Below are 26,066 nucleotides of genomic sequence, written 5' to 3' on the forward strand. Positions count from 1 at the left end.
TTTTACTTCTTATAAGTATCAATTAATTTATTTGATAAGGTTACTATTTCGTTTAAGGAATAATGTTTAGCAACCTTTTCTATATTATCTTTCATATCTTGAAGTTTTTTAGGATTTGTTATAAGTTCATTTAACCTAGGGTTAAGATTTTTTAAATTAGGCTCGTAAATCGCACATCCTATGGAGGATAAAAATTCAGCATTTTCTGTTTCTTGCCCTGGTATGGCAAAAGGTATAATCATAGGTAAATTTTTCACTAAAGATTCTGATGATGTTAGCCCTCCAGGTTTTGAAATTATTACATCTGAAAGTTCCATAAGGGAAGATACAGCTTTAGTAAAACCTAAAATATGAATCTTTTTATACTCTGGTGTCGTCTTATAATGCTCTTCTAATTTTTCCTTAAGTTCAGAGTTGTTGCCGCATATCACGGTAATCCTAAGTTTGTTTGTATTCTTCATTAATTCTTCAAGGACATAGAATATATTATTAAGTCCCATACTTCCTCCCATGAGAAGTATATTGAAATAATCGTCTCTTTCCATCCTTAAAAAAGCATCCTCTTTTGAAAAGAATTCTTGCTTAATGGGAATTCCATAGGGGTATATTTTATTTTCAGGTATAATTCCTTCAGACATTTTTTGCTTTGTATATTCACTAGCAGTAATGTATGCATCTACATAGGGGCTTATGTAAGCGTAATGAGCTTTAAAGTCCGTTACTATGGATATGAAGGGAATATCTATCATTTTTTGCTTTTTTAAAGATGCGATTATATTAACGGAAAGGGGATGAGTCCCTATAATTATATCTGGATTACACTTAGAGATATAATCATTAACTTTGTTTACTGTGCGCAAAAAAGCTAATTTTAAACTAGAATTTATATTTGAAAAATTAGTGATTTTGTATATGCCACCATAAACTTTGGGGGTTTTTGATACTAATAATTCATAGCCTCCAACTATACACTTGGTTAAAAATTTACTATTATTATCTAAAAAATCATATTTTATAACTTCAAAGCCATTTTTAACAAAGGTATGTTTTAATGAATCAGCAGCTTGATTATGCCCTTGTCCAGTGGATGTAGTCAATATTAATACCTTTTTCATTTTCGCATTACTCTCCATATAAAAATTATTATATTATATAATTAGTTTATCATTTATATAAATCTTGTAAAGGAAAAATGGAATTATTAAGAATTACTTAAGAATGAATTAAGGAAATGAATTAAGGAAATGAAAACTTAATGGGAAAGACTATGTCTTTCCCATTAGCAGAGATTATTTTTCGTTTTTAAGATTAAACTTCTTGTTGAATCTCTCAACTCTTCCACCTACGTCAACAATTTTTTGCTTTCCAGTGAAGAAAGGATGGCATTTTGAGCATATTTCAACTTTTAACTCATCTTTTATAGAACCAGTGGTAAAAGTGTTACCGCAAGCACACTTTACTACTGCGTCATGATTATAATTTGGGTGTATGCCTTCTCTCATTTATTTCACCTCTTTCAAGATTAAAAATCCTTATTTATAACTTCATTAGTATAACACGATTTAATAAATACAGTCAAGATATTAGCGGAGTGTTTTAATATAATTTCTGCTTTTTATAAGGTAGGTTAAATGATATAATCATAATAGTATTATTTAAGACATTGAAAGGATGTATAGTTAGTATGGGAAAACTTTATTTTAGATATGGAGCGATGAATTCAGGGAAATCTACTAGCTTAATGCAAGTGGCATATAATTACGAAGAGAGAGGTATGAAAGTACTTATTATAAAACCCATGACAGATAAAAAAGGTGGAGATAAGCTTCTTTCAAGATTAGGAGTAGAGAGGTCTGTGGATCTTGTTATAAGGGATGAACAGAATATATATGATAGTATAAAAAAACTTCAGGATGAACAGGATGACATCCATTGTATACTTGCAGATGAAGTTCAATTTTTTAAAAAGCATCATATTGATGAATTATTTAAAATTGCAGTTTTATTAGATATACCTGTAATTTGTTATGGCCTTAGAACAGACTTTTTAATGAATGGTTTTGAAGGCAGTGAGAGGCTTTTGCTATTGGCTCATAGCATTGAAGAGATGAAAACTATATGTACCTGTGGAAGAAAGGCTGTTTTAAATGGTAGAAAGATAAATGGGAAATATGTATTTAAAGGGGAACAAGTGGCTATTGACCTTATAGATAATGTAGAATATCAATCTTTATGTGGACAATGCTATTTTAAATATCTAAAGGAATCAGAAATGGATAAGCAATTAAGCAAATAAAGGATGGATTATATATGAGAAATACTCAAGTAGGCGGTCAAGCCGTAATTGAAGGCGTTATGATGAGGGGGGTTAAAGGCACAGCCACTGCAGTTAGAAAGCCAGATGGTAGAATACAAGTAGAATTTGAAAAAAGATTGCCTATTACTAAAAAGAATAAGATTTTATCAGTGCCTATAATAAGAGGTTTTGTAAGTTTAATTGATTCATTAATGATAGGATTAAAATCTTTAAATTTTTCCGCTTCATTTTATGAAGAAGATGATGAGCCTTCAAAGTTTGAAAAATGGTTTAATGAAAGATTTAAAGAAAAGGGAGATAATATAATATTAGGTTTTACTCTTTTTATATCCATATTATTATCTGTTGCTTTATTTTTTCTTTTACCTACAGCGTTGACATCATTATTTAAAAAAGCTGGTTTAGGGGTATTATGGCTTAATTTAATTGAGGCCGTAATAAGGATAATTATTTTTCTTTCCTATATTTATTTTATTGGAAGAATGGATGATATAAATAGAGTTTATGAATATCATGGCGCTGAACATAAAACTATATTTTGTTACGAAAATGAGGAAGAGCTTACAGTAGAAAATGTTAAAAAGTACCCTAGACTACATCCTAGATGTGGAACAAACTTTTTGTTTTTGGTGATGATAGTAAGTATAGTGATTTTTTCCTTTACTGGATGGGCATCCTTATGGCAAAGATTAGTGTGGAGAATCGTACTTTTACCTTTAGTTTCAGGAGTTACCTTTGAAATAATAAAATGGATGGGAAAGAGCCAGAGTAAATTAGCAGGAATATTTGCTGCTCCAGGTTTGAAGCTTCAGCTTTTAACCACTAGAGAGCCAGATGATTCTCAGATTGAAGTGGCTATAGAGGCTTTAAAGTCTGCAGAGGGTATTAAGGAAACTATAGGATCTTTATTAGATAAAGGAAGTAAAGATCTTAATAATGCAGGTGTTGAAAGCTATTTATTAGACAGTCAGCTGCTTTTGGGTAAGGTAATTGGTAAGGAAAAAATATATTTAATTACCCATAGGGAAGAAGAAATAGATAGATATCATTGTGAAGAGTACTTTGAACTTATAGAAATGAGAAAGAAAAAAATGCCTATTAAATATATATTGGAAAAATGTGAGTTTATGGGTATTGATTTCTTTATAAAACCCGGAGTTTTAATACCGAGACCTGACACTGAAATATTAGTTGAAAAAGTTTTGGAGTGCATAGAAGAAGATAATCAATTAAGCTTATGTGATGTATGCTGTGGCAGTGGTGCTATTGGAGTTAGCCTGGCTTACTATAGAAATAACATAAAGGTTCACTGTATAGATGTTTCTGAGCTAGCTGGTGAGGTAACCCAAAGAAATATTGAAAAATTTGATTTGTACCCTAGAGCTAAATTTATTAAAAGTGATTTATTAGAAGAAGCATTAATTAATAAAGAATCCTATGATATAATTGTTTCTAATCCCCCTTACATAAGAGAAGCTGTTATGGATACTTTGATGGAGGATGTAAAAAATTACGAACCGCATATTGCTTTAAATGGAGGAATAGATGGTCTGGATTTCTATAGAAAGATTACTATGCAATCAGTTAACCTTCTTAAAAAGGGAGGGATATTAGCCTATGAAATAGGTCATGACCAAAGGGAAGAGGTTATTAAAATCTTAAAGGAAAATGGGTTCTCAAATATAAGGAGTTTCACCGATTTGGCAGGGAACTCCAGGGTGGTAATGGGAGAAGTTCCATAAATATTTTATATTGATTACTGGTAAGAAAAATGTTATAATATAAAACTATGAGAAAAATATATACGGAGTGATAAGATGATACTTGATAGACTTAATTTTATTGAAAATAAGTATGATGAGTTATCGGTGAAAATCAGTGATCCTTCCATAATGGCAAACCAAAAGGAATGGCAAAAATTATGTAAGGAGCATTCTGATATTGAAACTGTGGTAAATCAATACAGAGAGTATAAAAACATACTTGATGAAATAGAAACTAGCAAAGAGATGTTCAATGAAGAAAGCGATAGAGATATGAAGGATATGATTCAAGAAGAACTTCATATACTAACAGAAAGACAGCAAAAGTTAGAGCAAGATCTTCAAATACTACTTCTTCCTAAAGATCCTAACGATGATAAAAACGTATTTGTAGAAATAAGAGGAGGAGCTGGTGGAGAAGAAGCTGCTTTATTTGCTGCAAACCTATTTAGGATGTATACTAGATACTCTGAAAACCAAAGATGGAAAGTTGAACTCATGAGTACAAATGAAACAGATATAGGCGGATTCAAAGAAGTTGTGTTTATGATTAAAGGCGTTGGGGCCTATAGCAAACTTAAGTATGAAAGCGGAGTTCATAGGGTTCAAAGAGTTCCTGATACTGAGTCTAGCGGCAGAATTCATACCTCTACTGCCACTGTAGCAGTACTTCCAGAGGTAGAGGATGTAGACATTGATATTAACGAAAAAGATATAAGAATAGATGTATTTAGGGCTTCTGGCCATGGTGGACAGTGTGTTAATACCACAGATTCCGCTGTTAGAATTACACACCTTCCTACAGGACTAGTGGTGTCTTGCCAAGATGAAAAGTCTCAGCTTAAGAATAAAGAAAAAGCTATGAAGGTTCTTATGGCAAGACTATATGAAAAAGCTGAGGCAGAAAGATCTGCAGGCATAGCTGAAGATAGAAAAAGTCAAGTTGGAACCGGGGATAGAAGTGAAAGAATAAGAACTTATAATTATCCTCAAGGGAGAGTAACAGATCATAGGATAGGGTTAACCCTTTATAAATTAGAATCATTTCTAAATGGAGATCTAGACGAGATGATTAATTCATTAATAACATATGATCAGGCTGAAAAGATGAAAGCTATGGGAAATGTTGGTGGATTCTAATATTAAAGCCTTACATAATTATGTAAGGCTTTAAATATATTTTACTTTCTGAGGTGTAAAATGGATATTTATAAAGCTTATGAAAAGCAAAGAAAGTCATATAAAAGATTTATTATTTTAATGACAATATTATTTTTTTCATTACCTTTAATTGTATATATAACTGGAAAAACAGAGTTGTTTTTTGTAAGCTATCTGATTTTTATAGAAATATTGATATTTGTTGCAATTATTTTAGCTAAAGATAATTGGACTTTAGAATTTAATTTAAGCAATAATAAGATGATATTAAAAATTGGTTTGCTAAAAAAGAAATATAACATACTTTGTGATAAGGTTGTTTGTATACATACTGAAAAGGACTATGAAGATCTTCAGATCATCGTATTAACTACACAAAAATTTAGAAATAAATTTTTTAAACCTATAACGGAGAACTTTCTAAAAAAATACCCTTTAGCAGCTCATGAATATATAAAAATAAAGCATATAGATCCAGAATTTGAATATTATTATTTTGTAGTTAAAAAAGGCGGGTTCTTAAAATATGAGCTCCTTGAAGCGTTATTTAAAAATTGTGTTAAGGCTGTTTTTACAGAAAATAGCATATCAAACTTAAAAAAGATAAGATATTAAAATACATACTATTAGTTATATTCCTCTTATGCTGCAAATAAGATTTAATATGCACATTAAGGGGGTTTTTTTATGTTTAAATATTTTTCAATAATTATTTTAGCTATGAGCATTTCTCTTATAGGAACTATGATAGGAGCATCCATAGGGGTAATTGTAAGAAATCCAAGCAAAAAGCTTTTAGGGACTATTATGGGATTTGCTGGTGGGTTAATGCTGGCTGTAGTGGTATTTGAACTTATTCCTGAAGCTATAAATAAGACGAATATATTATTTACTGTAATATTTTACTCCATAGGTATAGGAATAGTTATGCTTATTGAAAAAATTACTGAAAAAAAAAGTATGGAAACTGGCAATTATATGAAGGTGGCTATAATAACATCCCTAGGTTTGATGTTACATAATCTTCCTGAAGGTATTATAATGGGATGCGGTTTTTTGGTAGAACAAAATTTAGGCGTTCAGATGAGCATTATAATCGCTTTACATGATATACCAGAGGGAATAGCAGTGACTGCCCCCCTTATGGCATCTAATGTAAAAGTTGGCAAAATAATAATTTACGCATTTTTAACAGCACTACCCACTGCTTTAGGAGCGGCTTTAGGAGTAATGACAGGAAAAATTTCTGATTTCTATCTTGGTTTAAGCCTTGCTTTGGCTTCTGGTATAATGATGTATGTAGTCTTTGGAGAGCTTATACCTGAATCCAACAAATTATGGTCAGGAATTCTTAATACATTAAGTGTTATAATTGGTTTGACATTGGGCTTTATAATGATAAACTTAATTTAGATTATTTTAATCTTGTGAATTAGAAGCGAAAGAAGTGAATATTTTGGATACAAAAGTTGCAATAATAAAAGAAGATAATATTAATTATGAAGCTATTAATGAAGCAGCAAAGGTTATTAAAAAAGGAGGCTTGGTGGCTTTTCCTACAGAAACGGTCTATGGTTTGGGAGCTAATGCTCTTGATGAGGTTTCTGTAAAAAAAATATTTGAAGCTAAAGGAAGGCCTCAAGATAATCCACTTATAATTCATGTGGCTGATAAAGATATAAATAAATATGCTAAGGAAGTACCTGATATAGCCAAAAGGCTTATAGATGAATTTTGGCCAGGGCCTCTTACTGTGATATTAAAAAAATCTGATATTGTCCCTTCAGTTACCAGCGCTGGTCTTGACACTATAGGTATAAGGATGCCTTACACAAAGATTGCATTAGAGCTCATTAAAGCTAGTGGGGTACCTATAGCTGCTCCTTCAGCTAATATAAGCGGTAGACCTAGTCCTACAGATGTTCAAAGATGTATTGAGGACTTAAATGGAAGAGTGGATTACATACTTGGGGGAGAAGAGAGTAGAGTTGGATTAGAATCTACTATTGTAGATTGTTCTGTAAATCCTCCATGTATACTAAGGCCTGGGGCAATAACTTTAGAAATGTTAAGAAGTATTAATGATAGTATATATATAGATGCAGCTATAATGAATAAACCCAAGGAAGATTTAAAGCCAAAAGCTCCAGGAATGAAGTATAGACATTATGCTCCTAAGGCAAAGTTAAAAATAATCCAAGGAGATTTTCAAAAAACTATTGAAAAAATCAACGAAATGGTGTTAAATTATATAGACGAAAATTTAAAGGTAGGCATAATGGCTACAGATGAATCTCTTCCCTATTATAAGGTGGGAGAGGTTATATCTTTAGGCAGCAGGGCAAATCTTCAAGAAATAGCAAAAAACCTCTTTGAAACTTTAAGGACCTTTGATGATAAAAATGTAGATATTATTCTATCAGAGTCTTTTATTAGAGAAGGCTTGGGAATTGCTATTATGAATAGACTTACAAAAGCTGCAGGCTTTGATATTATTAAGATTGATTAGGAGGGCAACATGAAAGTTTTATTTGTATGCACGGGTAATACTTGTAGAAGTGCTATGGCAGAATCAATTTTTAACAGTAAAAATTCTATGAAAGATGTTAAAGCTGTTTCAGCTGGACTTTCTGCTATTAGTGGAAGTAAAGCTTCCTTACATGCTGCTAAGTTAGTTCTTGATAATTTAAATGAAGATATCCGTTCTAGAAATGCGGTACAATTAACTAAAGATTTACTTAATGAAGCTGATTTAATTTTAACTATGACTGATTATATGAAGGATATATTAAAATTAAATTACTTAGAGTATTCAGACAAAACTTTTACTTTAAACGAATATGTCGGCGTTAAAGGTGATATTGTAGACCCTTTCGGCGGCAGCTTTGAAATCTATAAAAAAACTTATAATGATTTAGAAAACAAAATAGATTTATTATTGGAAAAAATAAAGAGAGATAGAGGTTTATAGGCTTACTATCTCTTTTTTTAATAAATATGGAGGTGTATTCAATGAAACTAGCAATTGGCAGTGACCATGGTGGATTTAGATTAAAAAAAGAAATTATTGAACATCTTAAAGCAAAAGGAATTGGATATAAGGATTTTGGTACTTTTAGTGAGGAGTCTTGTGATTATCCTGATATTTCATTAGAAGTGGGAGAAGCTGTAGCCGCAAAACAATACGATTTAGGGATATTAATCTGTGGTACCGGTATAGGCATTGGTATAGCAGCTAATAAAATAGCAGGAGTTAGGGCAGCATTATGTCATGACACCTTTAGTGCTCATGCCTGTAGAGAGCATAATAATGCCAATATACTTACCATGGGTGAAAGGGTAATAGGAACAGGATTAGCATTAGAAATAGTAGATACCTTCTTAAATAGCCAATTTGAAGGCGATAGGCATTTGAGAAGAATTAATAAAATCTCTGATATAGAGAAAAAATATCAAAAGTAAAAAAGCTTAGGGGGAATAAGATAATGAGTAAAGTTACACAAATTGCACATCCATTAATATTGCACAAACTAGCATTTATAAGAGATAAAAATACAGGTTCTAAGGATTTTAGAGAATTAGTAGAAGAAGTAGCAATGCTTATGGCATATGAGGTTACTAGAGATCTTCAAACAGAAGAAATAAATATAGATACACCAATATGCACAACTAAATGTAAAGTGCTAGCGGGGAAAAAGATGGCTATAGTGCCTATATTAAGAGCTGGTTTAGGAATGGTAGATGGAATGCTTAAGCTTATACCTGCTGCAAAAGTAGGTCATATTGGTTTATATAGAGATGAAGAGACGCTTCAACCTGTAGAGTACTTTTGCAAGCTACCACAAGATATTTCTGAAAGAGATGTGATTGTAGTAGATCCAATGCTGGCCACAGGTGGTTCTGCAGCTGATGCTATAACACTTCTTAAGAAAAAAGGCGCTAAGTACATAAGATTGGTTTGTTTAATAGGAGCTCCTGAAGGAGTTAAGCTAGTGCAAGATACTCATCCTGATGTAGATATATATCTTGGATCCATTGATGAAAAACTTAATGAAAATGGATATATAGTTCCTGGTTTAGGTGACGCTGGAGACAGATTATTCGGAACAAAATAAATTAAACCTTTAAGCAAAGACTAAAAGTGTAACTTTTAGTCTTTGCACTATGTTTACTTTCATAAAATGGTAATGTATAATTATCTTGATTATGTTTAAAAGTCATATAATTATCACTTTATATCTAAATTGCACCAGACCCTAAAAAACATTTGATTTAGGATGATGAATATGAAGAATTACTTTATGTGGATACTGATTTCCGCTACTTTATCCTTTATATTAACCCCCATAATGAAGACGCTTTCTATTAAATTGAATATATTAGATATTCCAAAAGACAAAAGAAAAATACATAAAAATCCCATGCCTTTATTAGGCGGTGTTGGGATTTATTTAGCATTTATTATTACTATTTTAATTATGCGAAGGGGATCTATACAAAGAGATGAAATCGGTATACTACTTGGTGCTTTAGTGGTATTATTAGGTGGATTACTAGATGATATAGTTGACTTAAAACCATATAAGAAGCTATTATTTCAAATCATTTCAGCAGCTATTGTAATTTATTTTGGTGTAGTAATTAAAAAGGTTACTAATCCCTTTATTTTTTATAAAGATACTTATATAAGTATAAAGTTATTTTCTATACCTTTAACTATTGTATGGATAGTTGGAGTGACTAATGCAATAAACTTAATGGATGGATTAGATGGATTAGCTTCAGGAATATCTTTGATAGCTTGTATTACTATGTTCTTTATTTCTATTTTATCAGGTAGAGAATCAGCTTCGTTATTTACAGCGGTATTAAGTGGTGCTATTATTGGATTTATTCCGTTTAATTTTAATCCTGCAGATATTTTTCTTGGTGACAATGGAGCACAGGTTTTAGGGTTTTTGCTTGCGTCAATATCTATACAAGGGACTATTAAGTCGGCAGCAGCCTTTTCTATAGTAGTACCTATTTTAGCCTTAGGACTTCCAATATATGATACAATATTTGCAATGATAAGAAGAAAAATAAATGGGAAACCAATATATCAAGCAGATAAAGGACATATTCATCATAGACTATTAGCCATAGGGCTTACTCAGAGACAGGTTGTTACAATAATGTATATAATGAGTGCTATTTTAGGTGCTATTTCAATATTTGCAATGGAAATAAGCACCATTAGTTCATATTTTCTATTATTAGGTGTAGTTGTATTTATTGTCATACTAGCATACAAATCAGGATTTTTTAAGAATAGAGATTAATAACACCAAATCAACAGGAGGACAAAATGAACAAAATTAAAATACTTACTATATTTGGAACGAGACCAGAAGCAATTAAAATGGCTCCTTTAGTAAAAGAACTAGAAAATAGGGAGGAATTTGAATCAAAGGTATGCGTTACTGCTCAACATAGGGAAATGCTTGATCAAGTTTTGGAATTATTTGATATAGTTCCTGATTATGACCTCAATATAATGAAAGATAAGCAGAGCCTTACAGGAATAACTAATAGGGTTTTAGAAGGTTTAGAAGAGGTTTTTGAAAAGGAAAAGCCACACATGATATTGGTTCATGGAGATACCACCACAACCTTTGGTGGAGCTTTAGCAGCATTTTATCAAAAAATTAAAGTAGGACACGTAGAAGCAGGATTAAGGACTTTCGATAAGTACTTTCCATTTCCAGAAGAGATGAATCGAAAACTCACAGGGGCTATTGCAGATCTTCATTTTGCACCTACACCAGGATCAAAAGAAAATCTTCTTAGGGAAGGTGTTTGTGAAAATGATATAATAGTTACTGGTAACACGGTTATTGATGCTATGTGCCATACTGTAAAAGAAGATTATAAGTTTGAAACAGAAGAACTTAACAATATAGATTACGAAAATAAAAAAGTTATAATGATAACTGCCCATAGAAGAGAAAATTGGGGTGAGGGTATAGAAAATATTTGTTATGCTCTTAACAAAGTTATAGAAGAAAATGAAGATGTGGAATTGGTCTATTTGGTACATCTTAATCCAGTGGTAAAAGATGTGGTATATAAACATCTAGATAAAAAAGAGAAGGTACATTTATTACCTCCTTTAGATACTAGAGAAACACATAATCTTATGAATAAGTGTTTTATGGTTATGACAGATTCAGGCGGACTTCAAGAAGAAGCACCTCATTTAGGAAAACCGGTTTTGGTGCTAAGAGATGTAACTGAGAGACCAGAAGCAATTGAGGCTGGCACTGTGAAATTAGTTGGCACAAATAAAGAAGTAATAATAGAAGAAGCTAATAAAATTCTAAATAATAAAGAAGAATATGAGCACATGAAGAAAGCTGTGAATCCTTATGGAGATGGTAAAGCTTCAAAAAGAATTGCAGATGCTATAATAAATTATTTTGGATTAAAGGATATAGAAATAAAAGAGTTCAAATAACGAGGATAGTTAAAAAAATAACAATGTAATATGCTGTAATGTGCTATTAAGCTATTTTTTAACATATAACTTTATTTGCTAGTAAATATAAAAATGCTATAATTATAGAGGTGGGCAATTTATACAAATTAATAGATATTTATTTAGGAGGTTGTAAAATGAGAGAAGTTGTTATCGCAAGTGCTGTAAGAACTGCTATTGGATCCTTCGGAGGGAGCCTTAAGAGCGTATCTGCAGCAGACTTAGGTAGTATAGTAATAAAAGAAGCAGTAAAAAGGGCAGGGATAAAACCAGAGCAGGTAGATGAAGTGCTTTTTGGTAATGTAATACAAGCAGGGTTAGGGCAGAACGTAGCAAGACAATCCTCAGTAAATGCTGGTTTACCAGTGGAAGTTCCTGCAACAACAATTAATATGGTTTGTGGATCTGGTTTAAGAACTGTAGCTATGGCTACTCAAATGATTAAACTTGGAGATGCAGACGTAATTATAGCTGGTGGTACAGAGAATATGTCATTGGCTCCATACGTACTTAAAAATGCTAGATGGGGACAAAGAATGGGTGACGGAAAATTAGTAGATACTATGATTCTTGATGCTCTTACTGATGCTTTCAATGGATATCATATGGGAATTACTGCTGAAAATATCGCTGAGCAGTGGGGATTAACAAGAGAAGAGCAAGATGCCTTTTCAGTTAAATCTCAAAACAAAGCTGAAAAAGCAATAAAAGAAGGAAGATTTAAGGATGAAATAGTTCCTGTAGAAATTCCTCAAAGAAAAGGTGATCCAATAGTTTTTGACACAGATGAATTCCCAAGATTCGGTGCCACAGAAGCTAGTTTAGGAAAACTTAAGCCTGCATTTAAAAAGGATGGAACAGTTACAGCTGGTAATGCATCTGGAATAAATGATGGTGCTGCTGCCCTTGTTATTATGAGCGCAGAAAAAGCTAAAGAGTTAGGAATAAAACCTCTTGCAAAAATAGTTTCTTACGGTTCAAAAGGTTTAGATCCATCCATTATGGGATATGGACCATTCCATGCAACAAAAGTTGCTTTGGAAAAGGTTAATATGTCTGTGGAAGACCTAGATCTTATAGAAGCAAATGAAGCTTTCGCTGCACAAAGTTTAGCAGTAGCTAAAGATTTGAAATTTGATATGGACAAGGTAAATGTTAACGGTGGTGCAATAGCATTAGGACACCCAGTGGGTGCTTCAGGAGCAAGAATACTAGTTACATTGCTTCATGAAATGGAAAAAAGAGATGCTAAAAAAGGACTTGCTACCCTTTGTATAGGTGGAGGTATGGGTACCTCATTAATAGTTGAAAGATTATAAAATTTGTCGCAAAAATATATAAGTAAAAGATCAGGTAGTACTACAAAATAGTACTACCTGATTTTTTATACATAAATTTAACTAATATGTGGATATATTACAGGTTATTTTATAATACTATTTGAATTGTTTATAAAATTTTTGCATAAATCAATGTTATTGGATTCAAATTTAGTACAATAAAATATAATAAGAATAATTACTAATGAAAAATTTATTTTGCTAAAAATGTATTTTTGGCAAAATGTAAATTTTTACACACAAGAGAAAACGTAAACATTCATACAAAGTATTATAATCAAATATTCAGATATATTAGAAAAATGAATAGTAATAATGAATTTGTAGCATACTTAATGTAAATAATAACTACTAAAAGGATACTGAAGAAAAAGCCGGAAATTATGCACCTGCTAGGGATATAGCTTATATTATGGCCTTATATTGCTTTAAATTCCATTTTATATTTTATTTATTATAGTAATATAATTATCACATGATTTTTTTAGGTGATGTCACATATGGAAAAAGAATTAACTAACCTTATTAAGAAAGTTTCATTAATTGATATTGCATTATTATTGCTAATATCACCCATCATTATTTTATTTAAAAGTTATGATATGGCTTTGGTTTTTGACTTAGGTTTATTACTTTCTATGGGTAATTTCATAACTTCAACATTTATTACTTCCAAGGTTATAAAATCTAATAACAAGGAAATTATAGTATATGTAAGCTATGCTGTTAGAATATTAGTTGTTGCATCAGTAGGAGCAATACTAACCTTCATAAATACATCATATAGCTTGATTTTTGTGTTTGGATTTACGGTACATTATATTTCCTTTTTAATCTATGGAGTAATATTTATTAAGAAAGGAAGTGAATAGTTTGGAAGAAGTGGCTCCTTTATACACTTTTTATATAGGTGGCTTTCCTGTTCTAATAACTCTAGAAATTGTTACGCAATGGGGTATAATCTTATTTTTAACAGTGCTTGGCATGTTTATGACCAAGAAAATTGAACCCTTGCCAGATAAAATGCAGAATATTTCAGAAGTTTTTGTGGAAACTGTTTCTAAGCTGGTAGAAGAAAATATGGGAGAGGAGTACCTGGGGTTTGTACCATTTATTGGAACAGTGATAATTTATGTTTTAATAATGAATTTAACAGGACTTATCGGCATAAAACCACCTACCCAAAATATAAGTATAACCCTTTCATTAGGTATAATAACATTCTTCATAGTACAAGCCACAGCCATTAAAAAAGTTGGTATATTTCATTATTTCCTGGGATATGGTAAACCCTTTGCAGCTATGCTTCCTTTAAATATAGTTGAAAGATTTATGCTCCCTGTATCATTAAGCCTTAGATTATTTGGAAATATAACAGCAGGAACGGTAATAGTGGAATTAGTATACCAAGCACTAAATAGTATTGGGTTTGTGGCTGCATTAGGATTACCTATAGCTTTACATTTTTATTTTGACATATTTGATGGAGCTATACAGGTTGCTATATTTACAATGCTTACAATGATTAATATTAAATTGATATCAGAACACTAAAATTTAGGAGGAATTTATAATGGGAAGAGATTTTGTTTCAGCTATGGCGGCTATAGGAGCTGCAATTGCAGTATTAACAGGTATTGGAGCAGGAATAGGAATTGGAAACGCTACAGGAAAAGCTGTGGAAAGTATTGCAAGACAACCAGAATCCAGTGGTAAAATTTTATCAGCTTTAATAATTGGTTGTGGATTTGCAGAAGCTACAGCAATTTATGGATTGCTAGTTTCAATTTTACTTATAAGAGTAATAAGCTAATAAAAGTCATGTTATAGTGCCCCAAAGGGCACTATTAAAATTTGAGCCTGGAAGGGGGCTTTGGTGATTATATGAATATAGATAAGTCTGTGGTGATAGAGTCTATAATTAATTTTATTATTCTTTATTTTATTATGTCCCATTTCTTTTTTAAGCGTATTACTAAAGCCTTAAAAGAAAGAAGAGAAAGAATAAAGAATAATATTGAAAAATCCCAGCAGGATGCTGCAAAAGCAAGAAACCTTATGCTAGAAAATGAAAAGCTTCTTAAGATCGCTAAAGAACAAGGAAAAGCAATTACGGAAGAATATAAAGAAAATGCAGAGAAAGTATACAATGAAATAGTGGAGGATGCTCACAATGAAGCAGATTTAATTATGCAAAGAGCTAACTTGGAGATTAAACGTGAAAGAGAGAAGGCTGAAGAAGCAGTTAAGTCACAAGTTGTAGATTTAGCTTTTGAAATTTCTTTAAAAGCTCTAGAGGGAGTTATTGATGAGGATCAGCACAGAAAATTAATTAAGGATTTCATTTCTAAGGTGGGTGTCTAGTATGTATGAATACTTAGATAGAAGGTATGCATTAGCTCTTTATAAAGCTGCTGAAGAAAAGAACAAGGTTCCAGAGTTTTTAAATGATTTAAGAGAAATATGCGATATTATATACAATAACGAAGATCTTCAAAATGTTATTAAGCACCCTCAAATCAGTACTTCTAAGAAGAAAAGTACATTTATTAATATATTTAAGGGTAAGATAGACGAAGATTTGCTTTCGTTTTTACTCATACTTATAGAGAAAAATAGAATTTTATATTTAAAAGAAAAATTAAGAGAACTGGAAAAAATTCATCTGGAAAAGAACAATACATTGGAGGCTAATATTAAGAGCGTAATACCCCTTGAAGAAGATGAATTAGAAGAGCTTAGAATAAAACTTGAAAATAAATATAAGAAGAAAATCATCTTTTATGAAGAAATTGATAAAAGCATCTTAGGCGGAGTGTATGTGAGAGTGGGAGACGACGTTATAGATGGGACTTTAAGATCAAAATTGCAGGAGATGAAAGAATTAACTCTAAAATCAGAATAGAGGTGAAGCTATGAATATAAAACCTGAAGAGATAACATCAATCATTAAAAGAGAAATACAAAGGTATGAGAAGAAGATTAAAACCGTTGACTCAGGTACCATTATACAAATAGGAGATGGTATATCTAGAGTATATGGTTTAGATGAGTGTATGGAAGGAGAGCTTTTAGAATTTCCTAATAATATTTATGGTATGGCCTTAAATCTTGAGCAAGATAATGTAGGCTGTGTTCTTTTAGGCCCTGAGAAAAATATAAAAGAAGGGGATGTAGTTAAAAGAACTGGCAAAATAGTAGAAGTACCTGTGGGGGATGCACTTATAGGTCGTGTTGTAAATTCATTAGGAGTACCTGTGGACGGAAAAGGACTAATAAAAAATGATGGTATGAGACCCATTGAAATACCCGCTCCTAGCATTATAGAAAGAAGCTCGGTGAATGAACCTTTACAGACGGGTATAAAAGCCATCGACTCAATGATACCCATTGGTAAAGGTCAAAGAGAGCTAATAATAGGAGATAGACAGACAGGTAAAACTGCCTTAGCTCTAGATACCATATTAAATCAAAAAGGTAAGGATGTGGTATGTATATATGTAGCTATAGGGCAAAAGCAATCCACTGTTGCTCATATAGTTAACACCCTTACAGAAATGGGAGCATTAGATTATACCGTGGTAGTAGAATCTACAGCTTCTGATTCTGCCCCATTACAGTACTTAGCTCCTTATGCGGGCTGTAGTATTGGTGAGTATTTTATGAATAAAGGAAAAGACGTGCTTATAATATATGATGATTTGTCAAAACATGCAGTAGCATATAGGACTATGTCCTTGCTTCTTAGGAGACCACCTGGTAGAGAAGCTTATCCTGGAGATGTATTTTATATACATTCTAGATTGTTAGAAAGAGCGGCTAAACTATCTAAAGAGCTAGGTGGAGGTTCACTTACAGCCTTACCTATAATAGAAACTTTAGCAGGAGATGTGACTTCATATATACCTACTAATGTCATTTCTATAACAGATGGTCAAATATTCTTAGAAACAGAACTCTTTTATGCAGGTCAGCGTCCAGCGGTTAATGCTGGTATTTCAGTTTCTAGGGTGGGTGGAAATGCTCAAATTAAGGCCATGAAGCAAGTGGCAGGAACATTAAGGCTAGAGCTAGCTCAATATAGAGAATTGGCTGCTTTTGCCCAATTTGGATCAGATTTAGATAAAGATGCTCAAAGAAGATTAGAAAAAGGTAAGAGATTGGTAGAAGTTTTAAAACAAGATCAATACAAACCTATGCCAGTGGAAGAACAGATAATTATTTTATATGCAGCAGTAAATGATTTTATGTCAGATATAAAAATTGTTGATATTAGAAGATTTGAAGCAGCAATGCTTGAATATATGAATACACATCATAGAGATATTAGTAAAGAAATATCCTCTAAAAAGATATTAAGCGATGAACTGAAAGAAAAGCTTGAAGCAGCAATATTAGAATTTAAGAAAGTATTCTTAAAAGAATTAGTAGATTAGTTAATATACAGGAGGTGGATTTATGGCTGGTGCTGGACTTGTTCAAATTAAAAGAAGGATTAAATCTATAAGTAATACAAGAAAGATAACTAGAGCCATGGGACTTGTTGCCACTTCAAAATTAAGAAAAGTAAAGGAAGTTTTGAAGACTAATGAAGAGTATTATAAAAGCGTTATTGAAACTAAAGATTTAGTATTATCAAAACTTCCAGAAGAAACCCTAAATATATTTTTTCAAGGTGATGAAGATAAGGATATCTTATACATTATCGTCACTTCAGATGCGGGTCTAAGTGGAGGATTTAACGTTTCTGTAATTAATTATTTTAGAGATAATATCGCTCTTAAAGGATATTCACCTCAAATAATAGTAGTAGGAGAAAAAGGTATAGGTTATATTAATAAGCTGGGATATCAAACAGTAGCTGAATATGTTGACTTACCGGATATTCCCACAATGAAGGAAGTTAGAACCATAAGCCAGCATGCCATGGACCTCTATAAAAGTGGTGCTGTGGGAGAAGTGAAAATAGTATATACAAAGTTTTTAAACTCTGTGAAGCAAATAGTTACAGAAGAAACTTTACTGCCTATAACCATGGAAAATGAAGAAATAGAAGAAGATTATATAGTTGAACCAAAGGTAGAAGATATTGTGGAAGATGTACTCAATTTAAATCTTAGAGCTAAGATTTTAAACTGTCTTATAAATTCAAAAGCCAGTGAACAGAGTGCAAGAATGTCAGCTATGGATGGAGCTACCAAAAATGCTGATGATTTATTGTCAGAGCTAAAAACTAGATTTAATAGAATAAGACAGAGCATAATCACTCAAGAAATATCTGAAATAGTGGGTGGCGCAGAAGCTCAGAAATAGAAAGGAGGCCATTTATGGAAAATAGTATGGGAAAAGTAGTACAAATTATAGGTCCGGTAATAGATATTAAATTTGATGGAGACTCGCTACCTAATTTATATAATGCTATAGAAATTATATTAGAAGGAAAAAAGATAGTAGCAGAGGTTGAGCAACATATAGGGGATGATATAGTAAGAACTATTGCTATGGAATCTACTGAAGGACTTAGAAGAGGAATGGAAGCCTATGACACAAAGGAACCTATTACTGTTCCTGTGGGAAATAATGTACTAGGAAGGCTTTTTAATGTTTTGGGAAAGCCTATGGATCACAAAGAAGACGTAATTAGTGATGAATATTATCCTATTCATAGAGCTGCTCCAACATTCCAAGAACAAGCTGTGGAGCCAGAAATACTAGAAACAGGCATAAAGGTTATAGATTTGCTTGCACCCTACCAAAAAGGCGGTAAGATAGGATTGTTTGGTGGAGCAGGAGTTGGAAAAACAGTACTTATTCAAGAACTAATAAATAATATAGCAAAGCAACATGGAGGACTATCCGTGTTTACAGGGGTAGGAGAGAGATCTAGAGAAGGAAATGACTTGTACCATGAGATGATGGAGTCAGGAGTAATAAATAAAACCGCTTTAGTGTTTGGACAGATGAATGAACCTCCAGGAGCCAGGATGAGAGTGGCTTTAACAGGTCTTACTATGGCTGAATATTTTAGAGATAAAGGCCAAGATGTGTTGCTATTTATAGATAATATTTTCAGGTTTACTCAAGCAGGTTCAGAGGTTTCAGCGCTTCTTGGAAGAATTCCTTCAGCTGTAGGTTATCAACCTACTCTAGCTACTGAAATGGGAGCTCTTCAGGAAAGAATAACTTCTACAAAACATGGATCTATTACTTCTGTTCAAGCTGTGTATGTTCCTGCAGACGATTTAACTGATCCAGCTCCAGCAACCACCTTCACTCATCTAGATGCCACTACGGTACTTTCAAGAGCTATTACAGAGCTAGGAATATATCCAGCAGTGGATCCGCTAGAATCTACCTCAAGAATACTAGATCCTAGAATAGTGGGTAATGAACACTATGAAATTGCTTCTAAAGTAAAGCATATTTTAGAAAGATATAAAGAGCTTCAAGATATTATTGCTATTTTAGGAATGGATGAATTATCAGAAGAAGATAAGATGCTGGTTTCTAGAGCAAGAAAGATACAGAGATTCTTATCTCAACCTTTTACAGTGGCTGAGCAATTTACAGGAATGCAAGGCAAATATGTACCAGTAAAAGAAACTGTAAGAGGATTTAAAGAAATTCTTCAAGGAAAACATGATAATATACCAGAGTCTGCTTTTTTATTTGTAGGTAATATAGAAGAGGCAATAGAAAAAGCCAAAATCATGACTGCTAAATAAAGGGTGAAAGGGGTAGATTATATTGTCAAGTAATATGGTACTTAACATTAATACACCAGATAAATCCTTTTACCATGGTGAAATATTAAGATTTTTTACAGAAAATAGTGAAGGTAACTTTGAAATTTTGCCTCATCACGCCTCTATTGTAACTTACTTAAAGCCTAATATATCTAGCTTTATAGATACTCAAGGCAATGAAAAAAAGTTCTTTAACTCTGAAGGTGTCTTAATCGTTAAAGATAATATAATAACTCTTAATGTTGATGCTTCAGAATGGCCGGAAGACATTGACATAGAAAGAGCAAAGAAAGCTAAAGAAAGAGCTGAGAAGAGGTTGAACTCAAAAGATGGCATGGATGTAAAAAGAGCACAAGCAGCCTTAATGCGAGCTATGGTTAGAATTAACACAACTATAAATGAATAAATACAAAAAGCATTTTTACGAAGGTAATATTTTCGTAAAAATGCTTTTTTTCTCACATTTTTAAGATATATTTATATATTAATAATATATTCAAGGATTTATACTCCCTGTTTTGTATAGATACTGGATAAATTGTCCATAATCTAAAATGTGATAGGGGGTATTAACATGATTAAGAAGATGTGGACTATTATATTTGCAATAGCTTTTAATTCAAGTTTAATATTTAATTCTCAAGGGATTTATAATTCTAAGATATCATCAGAGATAGAAGAGAATGAGGTTTTAACTTCTATGGCTAAAGTTGTAGATATGGAGATTTGTGAAACCGGTGTTAAAATGATTTATTATTGTAATGATAATGCTGAAAGCGAATTAAAAAGCTTGTTACAAATAAGTCCTATAAAAGATATAAGTAATATAAAAAATGATTCTGAGGATATCTATTTTTCAAACATATCAAATTATGATGAATTCATAGAACTACAAGGAGTAGATCTAAAAGAGCAGTGTAAAATAACTATAAATTATAAAATTTTAAATAGTGAAAATTCATTAAATAAAATTGAAGAATATTTGCAGAAATATACAGAAAATAAAGTGGTAGAAGCTAAATATTTCAAGTATTTAAAGGGAAAACTAGATTCAAACAACATGGATTATTATAATGACCAAATAATAAAAGCTTTAAAAAAGTATGGTGCAACTAATATATCCAGTTTGAAAATATCCAATGGAATTACTTCTACTGCAGTATTAGAGGACAAATACAACAATAAAAAAATTAATTTAAATTACTCCATTTGTAGTTATGAATCAGGTACTTATCTATTAATAGGAACACCATTTCTAGATGAATTATATTAATAAAATTGTGGAGGATAATATGGAAAAGATAGTAGTAAATGGAGGGCGCATGTTGCATGGGGAAGTAGAGATAAGCTCCGCTAAGAATTCTGTACTACCCATAATTGCTGCAAGTATACTATGTAAAGATAAGAGCGTTATTGAAAATGCACCTATGCTAGAAGATGTGTACGTTATATGTGAGGTTTTAAGGGATTTAGGATGTAATGTATATATTGATAAAAAAGATAATAAGATCACTGTGGAAACTCATAATATTACTTTAAAAGAGCCCAATATGGACTTAGTTCGTAAAATGAGAGCTTCTTTTCTTATAATGGGTCCTATGGTAGCAAAGTTTGGTCGATTTAAGCTTTCCATGCCTGGAGGCTGCAATATAGGTAGTAGACCCATAGATCTTCATTTAAAAGGTTTAAAGGCTTTAGGTGCTGAAGTAGAAACAGGTCATGGATTTGTAGAGGTAGATGCAAAGAAACTTATTGGAAATAAGATATATTTGGATTTTCCTTCTGTAGGAGCTACAGAAAATATAATGATGGCAGCAGTGTTTGCAGAGGGGGAAACCACTATTGAAAATGCTGCAGAAGAACCTGAAATATGGGATTTAGCTATGTTCTTAAATTCTATGGGGGCTGATATTAGAGGTGCGGGTACGGGAACCATCAAAATTTATGGTGTGAAAGAATTGCACAATACTTGCTACAGACCTATATATGATAGAATTGAAGCGGGCACTTATATGGTGGCTGCAGCTATGACCCATAGCAAGATTAAAATCAAAGGGGTAAATGAAGAACATTTAAGGCCAGTAATTTCTAAATTGCAGGAATGTGGTGTAATAATTCATACATTAAACAATGGAATTATAATAGATGGAAGTAATAAAACCAAGGCGGTAGATATCAAAACTATGCCATACCCAGGTTTTCCTACAGACATGCAGGCACAAATGATGACTTTATTAACCCTAGCTTCTGGTACTAGTATTATCACAGAAACAGTATTTGAAAATAGGTTTATGCATGTATCTGAACTTTGCAGAATGGGTGCTAATATTAAAATTGATGGAAGAGTAGCTATACTTGATGGAGTTAAAAAGTTAACTGGTTGTGAAGTTAAAGCATCAGATCTTAGAGCAGGAGCAGCTCTTATTATAGCGGGACTTTGTGCCGAAGGCACCACCCAAATTGGTGATATATATCATGTGGATAGGGGATATGTAAATATAGAAGAAAAGCTTAAAAAGCTTGGTGCAGATATACAAAGAGTAAAGGTATGAATTATTTTAAATAATTTTGTAATAATAATCCCACCCTTTTTATATAAATTAATATAAAGAAGGTGGGATTTACATGTATAGAAGAAATTTCAATAAAAATTATGCACATCTAATAATATATTCATTATTGATAGTATGTTTAATAACTTTTATATGGTTAATATGCTTCAAATTTAAAGGCAAGATTGATTCTAAATTAACTAAAGATAACAACTATACAATTAAAAAGTTCGTTCTTGATTCTTCAGATAAGATGGAGTTTAATGGGAAGATTAAAGTATATATAACAGAAGAAAAAAAGGTTATGGAGCTAGATTTAGAAGATTATGTATTTGGAGTTTTAAGTGGCGAGATGCCTATTTCCTTTGAGCTAGAAGCGTTAAAGTCACAAGCGGTAGCTGCAAGAACTTATGGACTTTCCAAGACTATTAATAAATGCAGTGCAGGTAATGGAGCTGATGTTTGCGATACGGTTCATTGTCAAGTGTATAAACCAAAGGAAAAGATTATAGCTACATGGTCTAAAGATAAAAAAGACGAATACTCTTCAAAACTATCTAAAGCTGTAAAGGAAACAGAAGGGCAGATACTTACTTACAATGGTTCTATAGTTTTATATGCTCAATATTTTTCCACCAGTTGGGGGAAGACGGAAGATAGTTTGGCAGCCTTTAAAAGGGAAGTACCTTATTTAAAATCTGTAACCAGTGAAGGGGAAGAAATCTCAAATAGATATAAAAGCACTGTAAAAATAAGCTATTCAGATTTAATAAAAACTGTTAATAGCAAATATCCTAAATCTAAGCTTTCTTCTTCTAAAATTAAAAGTCAAGTAAAGATCTTAAGTAAAAATAAAAGTGGATCTGTAAATGAAATTAAGCTTGGAGATACGGTAATGAGCGGAAAGGATTTTAGAATGCTTCTAAACTTAAACTCTGCAAACTTTACCATATCCTTTAGTAAAAATACCATAGATATTAACTGTTTAGGGTATGGTCATGGAGTTGGAATGAGTCAATGGGGAGCCAATGTGATGGCTAAGAAGGGCAGTAATTATATCGATATACTAACCCATTATTATACAGGGGTTAAAGTGGAAAAAATATAGATTCAATTGAGTTAGGTATATATCTATGCTGTATAGGTATATATCTATATTTTTTTGTAGAAATTTGACTAAAAATATCGGAAAAAACAGGAAAAAAATCTAACAATTAGTGTATTTTTTATTGCATCTTGGACAGACTACACAATGGAGGTGTTCATATGGACAAAAAATTTTTTCAAAAGTCTTCCAACTTTCTAAAGAAGGAGGGATTCTACGTAATATTATTTGTATGTCTATGCATTATAGCAAGTGTAGCTGCTATTACTACTAGAAATTCAAAATTAAAAACTGCTACGCTTCCTAATTCTCCAGATAAAGAAGTAGCAATGGAGAAAAAAGAAGAAACTAAAAAACAATTACCTAATGCAGACATGGTGAAGAAAATTACCGAAACAAATAATGTTGCGTCAAAGACTGAGGGTTCAAAAACCACACCAGTTGCTAACACTTCAACAAAGCTTACTAATCCTGTTAAAGGAGATATAGTAAGAGCATATTCCTATCCCAATGCAGTATGGTGCGAAACTATGGGACATTATAGGAGCATGAAAGGCATTGATATATCAGCAAAAGTGGGTACTGATGTATTAGCAGTGGCTGAAGGGGTAGTTGAAGAAGTGGATAATGATAAAACTGAGCGTGGTCAATACGTTGTTATAAAGCATGCTAATGGATTACTTAGTGTGTATTCCAACCTTGATGAGAAGGTATCAGTTAAAAAGGGCGATAAGGTTAAACAAAATCAGCCTATTGGTAAAGTTGGAAAGACAGCTACCACTTTTAGCGAAGAAAAATATGGGGATCATGTTAATTTTCAGTTGATTAACACTACTAAAAATGAGCAAGTAGATCCTACATCATATCTTTCTTTAAAAGTTGCACCAAATAATAAATAATCATAATCAGCCATTTTTCCATTTTCAAGATAAATGGCTGATTATAAAGTAATCCAACGACACTGAAGCGCATATTAATAATTATAGCAATTAAGGAGGTAGCATTTTGAAAGACTACATTGAGGAAAGAGTTCTTGACGTGGCAAATTATATCATAGATTCAAAAGCTACAATTAGAAAAACAGCTAAAGTTTTTGGCGTAAGTAAAAGTACGATTCATAAAGATATGACTGAAAGACTCCCAAAGCTTAATCCAGCCATAGCCCAGGAGGCCAAGCTTATTTTGGATCTAAATAAAGCTGAAAGACACATTAGAGGTGGAAAAGCTACAAAGTTAAAATATAAAGCTATTGAAGGATAAATGCATTCCATGTATAATAATAAAAGGGGAATTATGTAAAAATAGAGTGTATTTAATTATATAACTAATAATGATGAAATTGGGAGTGACTAAATATGTGGTTTTTGAGCATGGGAACAGATATGGGGATTGATTTAGGTACAGCAACTGTGCTAGTTTACTTAAAAGGTAAAGGCGTTATTTTAAAAGAGCCTTCTGTGGTGGCTATTGATAAGAACACTAACAGAATATTGGCAGTTGGAGAAGAAGCAAGAAAAATGATAGGTAGAACCCCAGGTAATATTGTTGCAGTTCGTCCTTTAAGGGATGGTGTTATCTCAGATTATGATATTACTGAAAAAATGTTAAAATATTTTATAAGAAAGGCTTGTGGAAAGAGAAGAATTTCTGCACCTAAGGTAATGGTCTGTGTACCATCTCAAGCCACAGAAGTAGAGAAAAGAGCAGTTATGGATGCAGCAAGGAATGCAGGTGCAAAGAGAGTTTTTCTAATAGAAGAACCCTTAGCAGCAGCAATAGGAGCCGGAATAGATATAGCTAAGCCTATGGGAAATATGGTAGTAGATATTGGAGGCGGAACCACTGATGTAGCGGTTATTTCTTTAGGAGGAGTAGTAGTAAGAGCCTCCATTAAGGTAGCTGGTGATCAATTTGATGAAGCTATTATAAAATACATAAGAAATAAGTATAAGTTAATGATTGGTGAAAGAACCGCTGAAGAATTAAAAATCACCGTTGGTTCTGCATACCCAGGGTTAAGAAATGAATCTATGAACATTAAAGGGAGAAATCTTGTAACAGGTCTTCCAGATAATGTGTTAGTTACCACCAATGAAATGGTAGAAGCTTTGTCAGATACGGTTAAAATTATAGCTGAAACTGTTCATTCTGTTTTAGAAAAGACTCCACCAGAGCTAGTAGCCGATATAATAGACAGCGGCATAGTTATGACTGGGGGAGGGGCCTTACTCTTTGGTTTGGACATACTTATCGAAAAACAAACAGGCGTAAAAGTTATTTTTACAGAGGATTCTGTATCCTGTGTAGCAGTTGGTACCGGAAAAGTTTTGTCATATCTAGACAAGCTAGAAGTAGCACTTTCTGAAAGTGAAGTAACTATGATAGAGTAATTTAGAATTTAGAATTGAGAATTTAGAATGAAGGAGGAAACTCGAAGAGTTTCTTTGAATATATGAGAAAAGAAAGAAGCTTCAGCTGAAGCTTCTTTCTTTATTAGAACTAGAAAGCGTAAAATTACATTTTTCAAAAGCTTTTTATAGAATTTAGGAATTATTAAGTCTATCT

At 32.2% G+C, this 26,066-nt stretch carries 29 protein-coding genes; 27 read left to right on the forward strand and 2 right to left on the reverse strand.

The genetic code is table 11. The features are described 5' to 3' along the window. Positions 1-2 precede the first annotated feature (2 nt). Together BUA82_RS00440 and rpmE are read right to left on the reverse strand one after the other, a co-directional pair. Positions 3-1,115, reverse strand: coding sequence for an MGDG synthase family glycosyltransferase (locus BUA82_RS00440; RefSeq protein WP_073003771.1), 1,113 nt, complete (start codon positions 1,113-1,115; stop codon positions 3-5). A 174-nt stretch (positions 1,116-1,289) separates the two neighbouring features. After that, positions 1,290-1,502, reverse strand: a complete 213-nt coding sequence (gene rpmE, locus BUA82_RS00445; RefSeq protein WP_073003772.1) for a 50S ribosomal protein L31 — start codon at positions 1,500-1,502, stop codon at positions 1,290-1,292. 182 nt (positions 1,503-1,684) lie between these two features. Between rpmE and BUA82_RS00450 the strand changes: the two genes are divergently transcribed. From BUA82_RS00450 to mreB, 27 genes are all read left to right on the forward strand, one after another. Next, the gene (locus tag BUA82_RS00450; RefSeq protein ID WP_073003773.1) at positions 1,685-2,296 is read left to right on the forward strand and encodes a thymidine kinase; all 612 of its coding nucleotides are present in this window, start codon (positions 1,685-1,687) and stop codon (positions 2,294-2,296) included. 14 nt (positions 2,297-2,310) lie between these two features. Next, complete coding sequence (gene prmC, locus BUA82_RS00455; protein WP_073003774.1) at positions 2,311-4,059, forward strand: peptide chain release factor N(5)-glutamine methyltransferase; 1,749 nt, start codon at positions 2,311-2,313, stop codon at positions 4,057-4,059. Between the two features lie 75 nt (positions 4,060-4,134). Beyond that, positions 4,135-5,220 carry a peptide chain release factor 1 gene (gene prfA / locus BUA82_RS00460; RefSeq protein ID WP_073003775.1) on the forward strand — a complete coding sequence of 362 codons (1,086 nt, stop codon included), beginning with the start codon at positions 4,135-4,137 and terminating at the stop codon, positions 5,218-5,220. A gap of 60 nt (positions 5,221-5,280) precedes the next feature. Further along, on the forward strand, positions 5,281-5,856 hold the full coding sequence (locus BUA82_RS00465) for a hypothetical protein (RefSeq protein ID WP_073003776.1): 576 nt from the start codon (positions 5,281-5,283) through the stop codon (positions 5,854-5,856). Between the two features lie 72 nt (positions 5,857-5,928). After that, entirely contained in the window at positions 5,929-6,654 is a 726-nt protein-coding gene (locus BUA82_RS00470; RefSeq protein ID WP_073003777.1) for a ZIP family metal transporter, read from the forward strand. Between the two features lie 43 nt (positions 6,655-6,697). Beyond that, positions 6,698-7,750: an L-threonylcarbamoyladenylate synthase gene (locus tag BUA82_RS00475; RefSeq protein WP_073003778.1), complete on the forward strand. Its 1,053-nt coding sequence runs from the start codon at positions 6,698-6,700 to the stop codon at positions 7,748-7,750. A 9-nt stretch (positions 7,751-7,759) separates the two neighbouring features. Beyond that, positions 7,760-8,212 (forward strand): low molecular weight protein arginine phosphatase, encoded by a 453-nt coding sequence (locus BUA82_RS00480; RefSeq protein WP_073003779.1) that lies wholly within the window; start codon positions 7,760-7,762, stop codon positions 8,210-8,212. 41 nt (positions 8,213-8,253) lie between these two features. Next, positions 8,254-8,703, forward strand: a complete 450-nt coding sequence (rpiB, locus tag BUA82_RS00485; RefSeq protein ID WP_073003780.1) for a ribose 5-phosphate isomerase B — start codon at positions 8,254-8,256, stop codon at positions 8,701-8,703. A 23-nt stretch (positions 8,704-8,726) separates the two neighbouring features. After that, positions 8,727-9,356: a uracil phosphoribosyltransferase gene (gene upp, locus BUA82_RS00490; protein ID WP_073003781.1), complete on the forward strand. Its 630-nt coding sequence runs from the start codon at positions 8,727-8,729 to the stop codon at positions 9,354-9,356. Between the two features lie 165 nt (positions 9,357-9,521). Next, on the forward strand, positions 9,522-10,562 hold the full coding sequence (locus tag BUA82_RS00495) for an MraY family glycosyltransferase (protein WP_143148542.1): 1,041 nt from the start codon (positions 9,522-9,524) through the stop codon (positions 10,560-10,562). A 26-nt stretch (positions 10,563-10,588) separates the two neighbouring features. After that, the gene (wecB, locus tag BUA82_RS00500) at positions 10,589-11,737 is read left to right on the forward strand and encodes a non-hydrolyzing UDP-N-acetylglucosamine 2-epimerase (RefSeq protein WP_073003783.1); all 1,149 of its coding nucleotides are present in this window, start codon (positions 10,589-10,591) and stop codon (positions 11,735-11,737) included. A gap of 158 nt (positions 11,738-11,895) precedes the next feature. Beyond that, positions 11,896-13,077 carry an acetyl-CoA C-acetyltransferase gene (locus tag BUA82_RS00505; RefSeq protein WP_073003784.1) on the forward strand — a complete coding sequence of 394 codons (1,182 nt, stop codon included), beginning with the start codon at positions 11,896-11,898 and terminating at the stop codon, positions 13,075-13,077. Positions 13,078-13,598: 521 nt separating this feature from the next. Continuing rightward, the gene (locus BUA82_RS00510; protein WP_073003785.1) at positions 13,599-13,970 is read left to right on the forward strand and encodes an ATP synthase subunit I; all 372 of its coding nucleotides are present in this window, start codon (positions 13,599-13,601) and stop codon (positions 13,968-13,970) included. Between the two features lies 1 nt (position 13,971). Next, positions 13,972-14,652 (forward strand): F0F1 ATP synthase subunit A, encoded by a 681-nt coding sequence (locus tag BUA82_RS00515; protein WP_073003786.1) that lies wholly within the window; start codon positions 13,972-13,974, stop codon positions 14,650-14,652. A 19-nt stretch (positions 14,653-14,671) separates the two neighbouring features. Further along, positions 14,672-14,911 carry an ATP synthase F0 subunit C gene (atpE, locus tag BUA82_RS00520; protein ID WP_073003787.1) on the forward strand — a complete coding sequence of 80 codons (240 nt, stop codon included), beginning with the start codon at positions 14,672-14,674 and terminating at the stop codon, positions 14,909-14,911. A 71-nt stretch (positions 14,912-14,982) separates the two neighbouring features. Then, entirely contained in the window at positions 14,983-15,462 is a 480-nt protein-coding gene (locus BUA82_RS00525; protein ID WP_073003788.1) for a F0F1 ATP synthase subunit B, read from the forward strand. Position 15,463: 1 nt separating this feature from the next. Further along, entirely contained in the window at positions 15,464-16,003 is a 540-nt protein-coding gene (locus BUA82_RS00530) for a F0F1 ATP synthase subunit delta (RefSeq protein ID WP_073003789.1), read from the forward strand. Positions 16,004-16,013: 10 nt separating this feature from the next. Then, positions 16,014-17,534 (forward strand): F0F1 ATP synthase subunit alpha, encoded by a 1,521-nt coding sequence (gene atpA / locus BUA82_RS00535; protein ID WP_073003790.1) that lies wholly within the window; start codon positions 16,014-16,016, stop codon positions 17,532-17,534. Between the two features lie 22 nt (positions 17,535-17,556). Continuing rightward, positions 17,557-18,411 carry an ATP synthase F1 subunit gamma gene (gene atpG / locus BUA82_RS00540; RefSeq protein ID WP_073003791.1) on the forward strand — a complete coding sequence of 285 codons (855 nt, stop codon included), beginning with the start codon at positions 17,557-17,559 and terminating at the stop codon, positions 18,409-18,411. Positions 18,412-18,425: 14 nt separating this feature from the next. Continuing rightward, on the forward strand, positions 18,426-19,823 hold the full coding sequence (atpD, locus tag BUA82_RS00545) for a F0F1 ATP synthase subunit beta (RefSeq protein ID WP_073003792.1): 1,398 nt from the start codon (positions 18,426-18,428) through the stop codon (positions 19,821-19,823). Between the two features lie 22 nt (positions 19,824-19,845). Then, the gene (locus tag BUA82_RS00550; protein WP_073003793.1) at positions 19,846-20,250 is read left to right on the forward strand and encodes a F0F1 ATP synthase subunit epsilon; all 405 of its coding nucleotides are present in this window, start codon (positions 19,846-19,848) and stop codon (positions 20,248-20,250) included. A 168-nt stretch (positions 20,251-20,418) separates the two neighbouring features. After that, positions 20,419-21,117 (forward strand): YwmB family TATA-box binding protein, encoded by a 699-nt coding sequence (locus tag BUA82_RS00555; protein WP_073003794.1) that lies wholly within the window; start codon positions 20,419-20,421, stop codon positions 21,115-21,117. A 19-nt stretch (positions 21,118-21,136) separates the two neighbouring features. Beyond that, positions 21,137-22,396 carry a UDP-N-acetylglucosamine 1-carboxyvinyltransferase gene (gene murA / locus BUA82_RS00560; RefSeq protein ID WP_073005062.1) on the forward strand — a complete coding sequence of 420 codons (1,260 nt, stop codon included), beginning with the start codon at positions 21,137-21,139 and terminating at the stop codon, positions 22,394-22,396. Positions 22,397-22,469: 73 nt separating this feature from the next. Next, positions 22,470-23,504 (forward strand): stage II sporulation protein D, encoded by a 1,035-nt coding sequence (spoIID, locus tag BUA82_RS00565; protein WP_073003795.1) that lies wholly within the window; start codon positions 22,470-22,472, stop codon positions 23,502-23,504. A 158-nt stretch (positions 23,505-23,662) separates the two neighbouring features. Further along, positions 23,663-24,400, forward strand: a complete 738-nt coding sequence (locus tag BUA82_RS00570) for a M23 family metallopeptidase (protein WP_073003796.1) — start codon at positions 23,663-23,665, stop codon at positions 24,398-24,400. Between the two features lie 106 nt (positions 24,401-24,506). Beyond that, positions 24,507-24,761: a sporulation transcriptional regulator SpoIIID gene (gene spoIIID / locus BUA82_RS00575; protein ID WP_040210639.1), complete on the forward strand. Its 255-nt coding sequence runs from the start codon at positions 24,507-24,509 to the stop codon at positions 24,759-24,761. Positions 24,762-24,856: 95 nt separating this feature from the next. Further along, entirely contained in the window at positions 24,857-25,891 is a 1,035-nt protein-coding gene (gene mreB / locus BUA82_RS00580) for a rod shape-determining protein (RefSeq protein WP_073003797.1), read from the forward strand. Positions 25,892-26,066: the final 175 nt, after the last annotated feature.

The sequence above is a fragment of the Clostridium amylolyticum genome (genome assembly GCF_900142075.1).
In the GTDB taxonomy this organism is placed as follows: Bacteria; Bacillota; Clostridia; order Clostridiales; family Clostridiaceae; genus Clostridium_AA; species Clostridium_AA amylolyticum.